General features: G+C 60.9%; 7 protein-coding genes. 5 read left to right on the top strand and 2 right to left on the bottom strand.

Annotation, left to right across the window (positions count from 1 at the left end; all coding sequences use genetic code 11):
- Window positions 1–83: 83 nt before the first annotated feature.
- Window positions 84–1322: an MFS transporter gene (locus tag HMPREF2806_RS07850; RefSeq protein WP_046647863.1), complete on the bottom strand. Its 1239-nt coding sequence runs from the start codon at window positions 1320–1322 to the stop codon at window positions 84–86.
- Between the two features lie 246 nt (window positions 1323–1568).
- Here HMPREF2806_RS07850 and HMPREF2806_RS07845 point away from each other — a divergent pair, with 246 nt between their 5' ends.
- The 4 genes from HMPREF2806_RS07845 to nagE all read left to right on the top strand — a co-directional run bounded on the left by HMPREF2806_RS07845 (window position 1569) and on the right by nagE (window position 6755).
- Window positions 1569–2447 carry an alpha/beta hydrolase family protein gene (locus HMPREF2806_RS07845; RefSeq protein WP_046647862.1) on the top strand — a complete coding sequence of 293 codons (879 nt, stop codon included), beginning with the start codon at window positions 1569–1571 and terminating at the stop codon, window positions 2445–2447.
- A 177-nt stretch (window positions 2448–2624) separates the two neighbouring features.
- Window positions 2625–3782 (top strand): N-acetylglucosamine-6-phosphate deacetylase, encoded by a 1158-nt coding sequence (locus tag HMPREF2806_RS07840; protein WP_070517156.1) that lies wholly within the window; start codon window positions 2625–2627, stop codon window positions 3780–3782.
- A gap of 19 nt (window positions 3783–3801) precedes the next feature.
- The gene (gene nagB / locus HMPREF2806_RS07835; RefSeq protein WP_070517154.1) at window positions 3802–4593 is read left to right on the top strand and encodes a glucosamine-6-phosphate deaminase; all 792 of its coding nucleotides are present in this window, start codon (window positions 3802–3804) and stop codon (window positions 4591–4593) included.
- 29 nt (window positions 4594–4622) lie between these two features.
- The gene (nagE, locus tag HMPREF2806_RS07830) at window positions 4623–6755 is read left to right on the top strand and encodes an N-acetylglucosamine-specific PTS transporter subunit IIBC (protein ID WP_070517152.1); all 2133 of its coding nucleotides are present in this window, start codon (window positions 4623–4625) and stop codon (window positions 6753–6755) included.
- A gap of 178 nt (window positions 6756–6933) precedes the next feature.
- Here nagE and HMPREF2806_RS07825 read toward each other — a convergent pair whose 3' ends face one another.
- Entirely contained in the window at window positions 6934–8607 is a 1674-nt protein-coding gene (locus tag HMPREF2806_RS07825; RefSeq protein WP_070517150.1) for an acyl-CoA synthetase, read from the bottom strand.
- A gap of 175 nt (window positions 8608–8782) precedes the next feature.
- Here HMPREF2806_RS07825 and HMPREF2806_RS07820 point away from each other — a divergent pair, with 175 nt between their 5' ends.
- Window positions 8783–9598, top strand: a complete 816-nt coding sequence (locus HMPREF2806_RS07820) for a GDSL-type esterase/lipase family protein (protein WP_070517148.1) — start codon at window positions 8783–8785, stop codon at window positions 9596–9598.
- The last annotated feature ends 15 nt before the right edge of the window (window positions 9599–9613 follow it).

Raw genomic sequence — 9613 nt, 5'->3', positions numbered from 1 at the left:
CCACACCGCTACCATTTCAGTCTTCTGAACACACCGGTACCAAAAACTCGCATCTGACAGTAGATTTACTACAGAATTGAATGCTATTTGTTGTCGTAGTCTTGGTCACCGGAGGCACCGTACATGGTGGTCTTCAGAATTGGCCCCAGAGTGAGGATAGAGGTGCCAAACCCTGATACGACAAGGGCCGCAGCTGGGCCGATGGCACTTACAACAGGTGCCCCGATGATGTATCCAATAAGCATTGCGGAGCTGTTAATTGAACCCATCGTAGAAAGGGCTTTGGGTTTCACTTCATCAGGTACGGATCCGACAACGATTATGCGTAGTGCGGCCACCTGAGCAGCATTGCAGACTCCGCCCAGGAGGAAACATGGGATGCAGAGCCACAATGAGGGAAATAGTCCAGGTAAAGCTATGAAACACCCCATAGCGAATCCTGCCCCGGCCAGGACTTTCCCAGCGTTCTGTGAGTGAAGGCGAGCTGAAAGCCGTGCGCCAAAGATGCGGCCCACGATAAATGCTTGGGCAATGATGGCATATAACGTACCGCTGACGTGGAGGGTCTGTGTCGCATAGAAGACAAGCGAAACGTTGAAAATCGAGGTGCAGATAATTGCTCCCCAAATGCTGGTTAACGCGGACCGAGCGCTTCTATTCTTCAGCAAAAGGGAAGGTGCTTCGAGGACCTTCTGGAGAAAACTCGGTGAAGAATCTTTGGTTTCTGAATGAAGCAGTGTTTTCGGGGGCGAGGATTTATAAAGGAAATAAAAAGCAAGTAGCGAGACTCCAACGGCGCAAGCTTCAACGAAGAGCGCTGTCTGCAGGTTTCTTTGGTCCAGTAGTAATCCACCTAGAGGTGGTCCAAGGAATCCACTGCCAAGTCGGGCTGTGTCCAAGAGGGAGAAGGCTTTCGCCTGCTGTCCTTCGCCGACCTGAGAGTCAGCGATGGTGAAAATGGATGGAATTGACAGTCCGCTTAAGCATGCGGTGACGAGATTTCCGACAATGAGGATCAATGGCTCTGGATAGGCTGCCATTGATAACAGGCCCAGAAGATCTAAGAAGAGTGCAGCAAGCGCAATGTGATAGCTGTTGAATTTGTTGAAGAGTGGGGCCAGAAAGGGGACTGCAAAAACTTGAGCGCAAGTACCCGAGATGAAGATGCTTGCCACCAACAGTTCGCCTTTGTTGAGTTCGGCGAAGTGGAGTGAAATCGAGAGGCTGGTCATTGACCCGCACACTGACAATAAAAAATATGTGGCGGTCAAGGTGTAGATAGATGAAAGTCCTTCGTCACCACTGTTTCTAGGGGGATGCATTTAGGCTGCAACTGTTTCGTTGCCCTGGCCGCTGAACGGACCTGAACCTCCTACTGTGACTACTTCGGAAAGCGTTTCGGAGGTAAGCATTATTTCTCCCATATGTGATGACGATTACATACAACAAGGTAATGATGTGAGTCTCTCATTTCAAGGGCGTAGCGGAGGCAGCTCTTGCACTGTGTACAGGAAAAAGTAGTGCTAGCGCTAGTGACCTTCGCTCTCGTGCGAAACACAATACAGAGCATGAAAAAGCTTGTGGTTGGCATGATTGCCGTGGTGGCCGTGATTGTGGTGGCGTTTGTAGGGTTTGTGGGATTCATGCAGTGGGTGGACGCAGACAGCGTGACCGGTGATGACGGCGTGGCTGCCGGATATAGCGCTGAGACAGGTGGCCCGCTGGAAGCGTCGTTTGCGGGCGAGGGGCCGCACGAGGTCGACGTGCGGCGTGATGGCGACGTGACCATCGCGGCACCGACAGGCGCGGGACCGTTTCCGGCGGCGGTCATGGCTAATGGCACGAACACGCCGCTGAGCAGCTACCTGCCCGTGGCGGAGCACCTGGCTAGTTGGGGCTTCGTGGTTGTCGGCGATGAGACTCCCCACACAGGTACAGGAGAGAATGTCGTGCACTTGATTGAGCGCTTGCCGGAACTGGATTCTCGTGCGGACCGATCACGAGTCGGCATTTTTGGCCACTCACAGGGTGGTGCGGGTGCCATCAACGCTGCGGCCCACACGGAGGTAGCAGCTGTGTATGCGGCGAGCCCGGCCTCCCACAAAGTGGCACAGTCCAATGACTGGGACTACAACACGGCTGACGTAGAGGAACCGCTATTCCTGATGACGAGCGATGGCCGTTCGGACCGCTGGCTTGTTAGTCCGTGGTCAGACTTGCAGGAGAACTTTGAATCAGCTGGTGGTCCGGCAATCATTGCCCGCCGCCTGGGCGCGGACCACAAGGACGTTCTAGAGTTCGGGGACAGTTACGCCACCGCGTGGTTCCGCTACATTCTTGCTGATGATCCTGATGCGAGAGATGTGTTCGTTGGCACCTCACCAGCGGGCGCCGGTGAGCTAGCGAGCAACGCGCTTTGGGACCGAGTGGTCACCCGTGGCTGGTAGCTCGCCGGGCCTTTCGACATTCCGCGCGGTGCACCTAACGCGCTAAAAGCCATCTGCGCTCACACACCCCCTTCGGAGGAAGTGTGGTTCACAAAAATTGGTAGCCCTGATAAATTTCAAGTGAATTGTCAACCGGGCTGCGCCACGTCAGCCCGTACAAGCGGGACCGAATGAACCATGCAGACAAAGGAGAAAGGCCACGTCGAGGGCCTCTATATTGATGAAAACTTCGAGCTGCGCGCTGGGGCCGTCACGTTCGGGGAGAGTATTGAGGGCATAGTGCTTGGCGACGTCCCCCAAGCCGAGGCTGCCTGGCGCGCCGGGGACTCGGATGCGTTGCTGTGGGTGCCCGGCTTCGTGGACCTACACAACCACGGCGGCAACGGCGGGGGATTCCCCAACGGCGACTACGAGCAGTGCCTAGCCGCCGCCCGCTTCCACCGCGCGCACGGCACAACGACACTGCTGGCCAGCTTGGTCTCCGGCACGCAAGAAGAACTCTGCGCCCGGGCGGAGCTTTTAGCCCAGCTGGCTGAAGAAGGCGAGATCGCCGGAATCCACATGGAGGGCCCCTTCATCGCTGCGGCCAAATGCGGCGCACAGGACCCCTCGCGCATCGTGCCCGGTGACCCGGACTTCTTCCGCGCGGTCATCGCCGCGGCCCGCGGCCACCTGCGTTCGATTACCTTCGCGCCGGAAACGGAGAACGTCGACAAGCTGCTCGACGTCTGCGCGGAGCATGGCATCATCGCCAGCCTGGGCCACACCGAGGCCGATTATGACACCACGCTGAGCGTTATCGCCAAGGCTAAGGAGCTCGGCCTGACCGTGACTGGAACGCACCTCTTTAATGGCATGCCTTCTATTCACCACCGCGCGCCGGGCCCGGTAGCGGCCTTGCTCACCGCAGCGAAGGCGGGGGATGTGTCCGTCGAGCTCATCGCAGATGGTGTGCATCTTGTCGACGGCGCCGTGGACATGGCTCACAGTCACCGCGCCTTCGCCATCACTGATGCCATGGCGGCGGCCGGCATGGCCGATGGTGACTATGAGCTGGGTTCGCTGCCTGTCACCGTGAGCGGGGGAGTTGCGCGCGTGCCCAGCGGCGCCATCGCGGGCGGCACCTCTACCTTGTCCCAGCAATTCGCCAGCTTCGCCGCGCGCCACGGCCTCGGGGAAGCAGTTCGTTTTACCTCCACTACAGCCGCGGATGTGCTGGGGGAAGCGAATCTAGGCCGAATCGCGGTTGGCGCGCGCGCCAACCTGGTTGGCCTTAACTCTCACTACCAACCGGTGCGCGTCATCGTCGACGGCGCGGACATCCCACTCTCTTAAACACACAGGAAGGCATCTCATGGAAATCCTCATCCGCTCCACGCCGGCCGAAGTGGCCGTGGAGGCCGCTGACATCTTCGCGCACTACGCCAACGCCGGCGCCACCTTGGGCCTGGCCACAGGCTCGACCCCGGTAGCAATGTACAAGGAGCTCATTACGCGCCATGAGCGCGGCGAGGTGAGCTTTGCCCGCAGCCGCGCATTCCTGCTCGATGAATACATCGGGCTGGAGCGTACCCACGAGCAGTCCTACTATTCCACCATCCGCCGCGAATTCACCAGCCACGTGGATTTCGATGATGACCTGGTAAAAAGCCCCGCTGGTGACTCCGATGACCCTGCCACCGCCGCGGCCAACTATGACAAGGCCATCCGTGATGCCGGCGGCGTGGACATCCAGCTGCTGGGCATCGGGGCCAACGGGCACGTCGGCTTCAACGAGCCGTCGAGTTCCCTGCAATCGCGCACCCGCATCAAGACGCTGCACCCGCAAACCGTGCAGGACAATGCCCGCTTCTTCGACAACGAAGACGAGGTCCCACGCCACGTGCTGACCCAAGGATTGGGCACCATCAGTGAGGCACGCCACCTGCTCTTGTTGGCCACTGGCAGCAACAAGGCCAGCGCGGTCCACGCCATGGTGGAAGGCCCGCTCTCCGCGCACTGCCCCGCGTCGATCCTGCAGTGGCACCAGCGCGCCACGGTGATCCTCGATGAAGCCGCCGCCTCCCAGCTGGAGGACCGCGAGTACTACGTTTTCGCGGACAAACACCGTCCGCACCGCCCACTTTTTTCTAAAAACTCCATCTAATTCCTTACTAGTGTGAAAGGACTCCTCGCATGAAAGTCGATGTCATGGGGCCGCTGCAGCGGCTCGGAAAAGCCCTCATGGGCGCTGTGGCGGTGCTGCCCGTCGCGGCGATCCTCTGCGGTGTTGGTTACTGGATCTCCAGCGCCGCCGGCCCGGATAACCTCGCCGCGCAGCTGCTCATCAGCTCCGGTGATGCGGTGCTGGCTAACCTGGGCTGGATCTTCGCCATCGCCATTTCCTTCGGCCTGGCCAAGGATTCCAACGGTGCCGCGGCACTTTCTGGTTTCCTGGCCTTCGCCACGTTTATGAAACTGCTCGGCCCGGAGGCTGTGGCCGGCTACCGTGGTATCGAAGACCCCACCGCGCTGACCGGCGATGAGGCGCTGGAATGGGCCGCGGAAGGCTGGAATGCTGTGGGCGGCGGCAACGTCCTCTTCGGCATCCTCGCCGGCGTCATGGCGGCCTGGGTATATAACCGTTTCCACGGCACCAAGCTGCCGGACTTCCTCGCCTTCTTCTCTGGCCGCCGATTGGTGCCGATCCTTACCGCGATCTTCGCCATGGTTGTCTCCGGGATCCTCTACTTTGTGTGGCCGTTCATCTACAACGCGCTGTTCAACTTCGGTACCTCCATCCAGGGCCTGGGCGCGGCGGGTGCCGGCATCTACGGCGTGGCCAACCGCCTGCTCATCCCGACTGGCCTGCACCACGCGCTGAACTCCGTCTTCTGGTTCGACGTCATCGGTATCAACGACATCGGTAACTTCCAGGCCGGCCAGGCCACCATCGACGCCGCCGCGGCCGCGACCTCTGCCGCTGATTGCCCGGGTATTTGGGCCAACGGCCAGTGCACGGTCGAGGGCGTCGTGGGCCGCTACCAGGCGGGCTTCTTCCCGGTCATGATGTTCGGTCTGCCGGGTGCGGCACTCGCCATGTACCTGCGCGCGGATAAGAGCAAGCGCAAGGTCGTCGGCTCCCTCATGGCCGCCGGCGCTTTGGCTTCCTTCTTCACCGGAGTGACCGAGCCGCTGGAGTTCTCCTTCATGTTCGTCGCCCCGCTGCTCTACGTGGTGCACGCGCTACTGATGGGCCTGTCCGTCTTCATCGCCTCCGCCATGGAGTGGACCGCCGGCTTCGGTTTCTCCGCCGGTTTCGTGGATATGCTGCTCTCCTCCCAGAACCCGCTGGCCAACAAGTGGTACATGCTGCTGGTCATGGGCGTGGGCTTCTTCTTCCTCTACTTCGTCATCTTCTACTTCCTCATCGGCTGGCTGAACCTGAAGACGCCGGGCCGCGGCGAGGATGAGGCCGACGACGCGGCGGATTCCGTCAGCGGCGATGACAAGACCGCAGCCGATGCCGCGCGCATCATCGAAGGCCTCGGCGGCAAGGACAACATTGACTCCCTGGACTACTGCACCACGCGCCTGCGCGTGGGCGTCAAGGATCGCGCGCTTGTCGACGACTCCGTAATCAAGCGCGCCGCCGTCTCCGGCGTCATCCACCCCTCGGAGAAGAGCGTCCAGGTCATCGTGGGCCCGGCCGTGCAATTCATGTATGACGAGGTCAGTCACCAGCTGCGTCACGGTTCTCCGGCGCTGGCCACGGCGGGTGCTGCGAGCGCGGCTGGAGCTGCGGGTGTTGCAGCCAGTGTGCCGGCCAGCGCCGGCGTTAAGAGCGTCAACGGTGAGACGGACGTCGACGTACGCGCCCCGTTCGCGGGTGACGTCGTCGAGCTCTCCCAGGTCCCGGATGCGTCCTTTGCACAGGGCATGGTGGGCGAAGGCTTCGCCGTTATGCCTGAAACCGTCGATGCCTTCGACGTCTGCGCCCCGGTAGACGGCACCATCACCATGATCTTCAAGACACGCCACGCCTTCGGCATGAAGACCGCGGATGGCCTAGACCTGCTTATCCACATCGGCATCGACACGGTGGAGCTCAAGGGCGAAGGTTTCACGGCCCTGGCCAAGAAGGGCGATACCGTCACCGCCGGCACGCCGATCATCGCGGTGGAGGCGCAGAAGCTACGCGAGCGCGGCGTCAACCTCATCACCCCGGTGGTGTGCCCGACGGCCAAGCAAGTCGCTGGTGTCGACATTGCCCGCGAGGGTCATGTCCAACCGGGCGAGGTTGCGGCCACCGTCAAGCGCAGCAACTAACCTGATTCGGCCCATCTCAAGGGATGGGCCGGCGGGGCCAAATCCCAGATATAAAAACTGCCCGAGTTGCCAAAAACAACGTTGCTCCCTGCGGTGAGGAGCGAAGGTTTTGGCAACTCGGGCAGTTGTGGCTCGGAGGGCCCTATTTCAGCCGGGAAATCTGGAGTGAAGACGCCGGCTAGTCGGTATTGCTCAGCAGGCGCGGCACCACCTTGCCCGTGGCGTTGCGCGGCAGCTTGTCCAGGAAGTGGACGTCGCGCGGCACGGAGTGGTCGGCGAGGTTCTCGCGGACCCAGGTGCGGATGGCGTCGGCAGTCACGGTGTTGCCCAAGGCATCGCGCGTGGTCACGGCCCACACGGCGATGCGCTGGAAGGTGGTTTCATCCTCCACGCCGCCGGCATGCACTTCCGCGATGCCCGGCATGGTTTCAAGCACCTCCGTCACCGACTGCGGGTGCACGTTCTCGCCGCCGACGATGATCATGTCATCGGCGCGGCCCACCACGTGCAGGTAGCCCTCGGGGTCGATATAGCCCAAGTCACCGATGGAGATGAGGCCATCAACCTTGTTGAGCGGAATCTTCGGGTTGGTATAGCCAATGAGCGCGGTGGAGTTGGTCAGATAGATTTCGCCGACCTCGCCGCGCGGGACTTCTTTGCCATCCTCATCGAGGATGCGCAGCTTCGTGCCAGAGGCAATCTTGCCGCCGATGGTTGGGTCCTTAGCCACCTCTTCCATGGTGGCCGTCGATGCCAGCGCCAGCTCCGTGGAACCATAGACGTTGCAGAGAATCGGGCCGAAGCGCTCGTGGGTTTCTTTGACAATCTCCGGGGTCAGCGCATGTCCTGCAGAAGCAATGAACTTCAGGCTTGAGGTGTCATAGGCCGAATCTGGGTCGGCCTGCACCATCTGGCGGAAGAAAACGGGGGAGGAGAGCAGGCCATCAAGTTGGTAGCGCTGGATGTCATCGAGCGCGGCCGCCGGGTCAAAGACGCGGCGGGTGACAATGGTGTTGCGCAGGCCCAGCGCGATGTTGAGGCAGGCCCAGCCCCACGTGTGGAAGATGGAGGCGGTCATTTGCACCTTCTGGTCCCCACGCCACGGCACCGCATCCACGATGGAGGCAACCACCACGGGCAGCGTGGGCTCTGGGCGCATAATGCCCTTGGGGATGCCGGTGGTGCCAGAGGACATGAGCACGATATGCCCATGCTTGGGCCAGGTGGGAAGCTTCTGCTTCTCGACGTCCCGCGGGTTCACCACGATCTGGTGCAGCGTCGGGGCCTCGGCCAGCTCGGCCGGGATCTCCTCGCCGGACTCATGACCAATCACGACCTGCAGTCCAGCAACGGGGCTGGGGCTAGCGCTGTCTGCGGGGGCAAGGCGGTCAACGAATTCATCGTCGATAACGAGCACGTTGATGCGGTTTTCCTCAATGCATCCGGCGAGCTGCTCAGGGGAGGAGCCAACGTTGAGTAGGAAGATGTGCGCTCCGGCATAACCTTTGGCGGCCAGCGGGGTGATAATGCCGCGGCCGTTGCGGGCCATGACGCCGAGACGGATCTCGTCGAGGCCCAGAGAGAGCAACCAGCGCGCGAAGGTCTGGGATTGTTCACGCAGCTGGCGGTAGGTGAGGGCCCCGTCGTCGTCGATAAGCGCTAGGCGTTCTGGGCAGGTCAGGTATGCCTGCTCCACCTCGCGGGCGGTGGTGAAGCGGTAGCGGGCGAGAACCGGCGCGGTGGAGAGCACTGCCCGTGGGCCGCCAGCGGGGCTAATAAGGCCGGCGCGAAAGAGGGCGGGGACAAAACGCGCGAGAGCGGCGGCATGGAAGGTGAGATCAGAAAGCTTCATAGGGTTCTCATCGTAGGGAAGGGGTAGAAGGTTACGGGGGAGGCGGCTAACGCGCCTGTTTTTAAAACGACAAATTGTTACAGTTGTTGCTATTGTTACACAAGATTAACTGCTAGCTTAGTTTAATATGGTTTCGGTTAAGAACATACCCTTTTCTTGAAAGGACATCAGTCACGTGAAGTTTACTCAGCGCATCACTGCCCTCTGCGCCTCCCTCCTCGTGGCAGTAGGCCTGTCCCAGGCTCCGCAGGCCGCCGCCGGCGAGCGAAACCTCGTCGCCTTTGGTGATTCCGTTTTGGCGGATCCGCAGCTGGATGTTTACCTCTCCTCGCGCTTTGGCTCCTCTAACCGCAACCCGAGTCTCGACTGTCCCTCCGGCAATAACTACGCCAAGCGCGTCGCGTCCAAGCTGGGCATGCCGGTGGCGGATTTCTCCTGCTCCGGTGCGGTCTCGATGTCTCAGGGTCCGCAGATGAACGCGCAGGTCGATGATGCCATCCGCCGCGGTGCGCTCAGCCCGGACACCCAGCGCGTGCTCTATGCGGGCGGCTTTAACGATACGTATAACAATGCCCAGCTTTCCGACGCCGACATGCGCGCCCGCTTTGTTGGCGCAAATGCGCCGATTATCAACAAGATTCGTGCGGCGGCCCCCAATGCCCGCATTCAGATCGTGGGTTATCCGACCATCGGCTCCGGTGACCGCTACTGCCTCCTCCACTTTGGTCCGAAGCCAGCCGATGCTACGGCCCTGCCGATGGTGCAGCGCTATGAAAACGTCACGCAGTGGATGCAGGTGGACCTAGCGCACGCGACCGGCACCGAGTTCGTGGATATGAAGCCGATGACCTGGGATCGCGGTATGTGTGCCGATGCCGATAAGCGGCTGTGGGCAGGTCTGGTGGACTTCTCTGCCGGCCCGGGCAACCTACCGCTGCATATCAATGCTCGTGGTCACGAGTTTGTGGCCAACCATCTCGCAAGCTTCTAGAAACGCGTTCTTATG

Origin of the sequence: Corynebacterium sp. HMSC076G08 (assembly GCF_001811515.1) — a bacterium.
Lineage (GTDB): Bacteria > Actinomycetota > Actinomycetes > Mycobacteriales > Mycobacteriaceae > Corynebacterium > Corynebacterium hiratae.
Note: the sequence above shows the minus strand (reverse complement) of the source record. Positions and strands in the feature narration are given on the sequence as shown.

Excerpts from the sequence above, each read along its gene's own strand:
- HMPREF2806_RS07850 (WP_046647863.1), bottom strand. The coding sequence starts at position 1,322 with ATGCATCCCCCTAGAAACAGTGGTGACGAAGGACTTTCATCTATCTAC.
- HMPREF2806_RS07845 (WP_046647862.1), top strand. The coding sequence starts at position 1,569 with ATGAAAAAGCTTGTGGTTGGCATGATTGCCGTGGTGGCCGTGATTGTG.
- HMPREF2806_RS07840 (WP_070517156.1), top strand. The coding sequence starts at position 2,625 with ATGCAGACAAAGGAGAAAGGCCACGTCGAGGGCCTCTATATTGATGAA.
- nagB (WP_070517154.1), top strand. The coding sequence starts at position 3,802 with ATGGAAATCCTCATCCGCTCCACGCCGGCCGAAGTGGCCGTGGAGGCC.
- nagE (WP_070517152.1), top strand. The coding sequence starts at position 4,623 with ATGAAAGTCGATGTCATGGGGCCGCTGCAGCGGCTCGGAAAAGCCCTC.
- HMPREF2806_RS07825 (WP_070517150.1), bottom strand. The coding sequence starts at position 8,607 with ATGAAGCTTTCTGATCTCACCTTCCATGCCGCCGCTCTCGCGCGTTTT.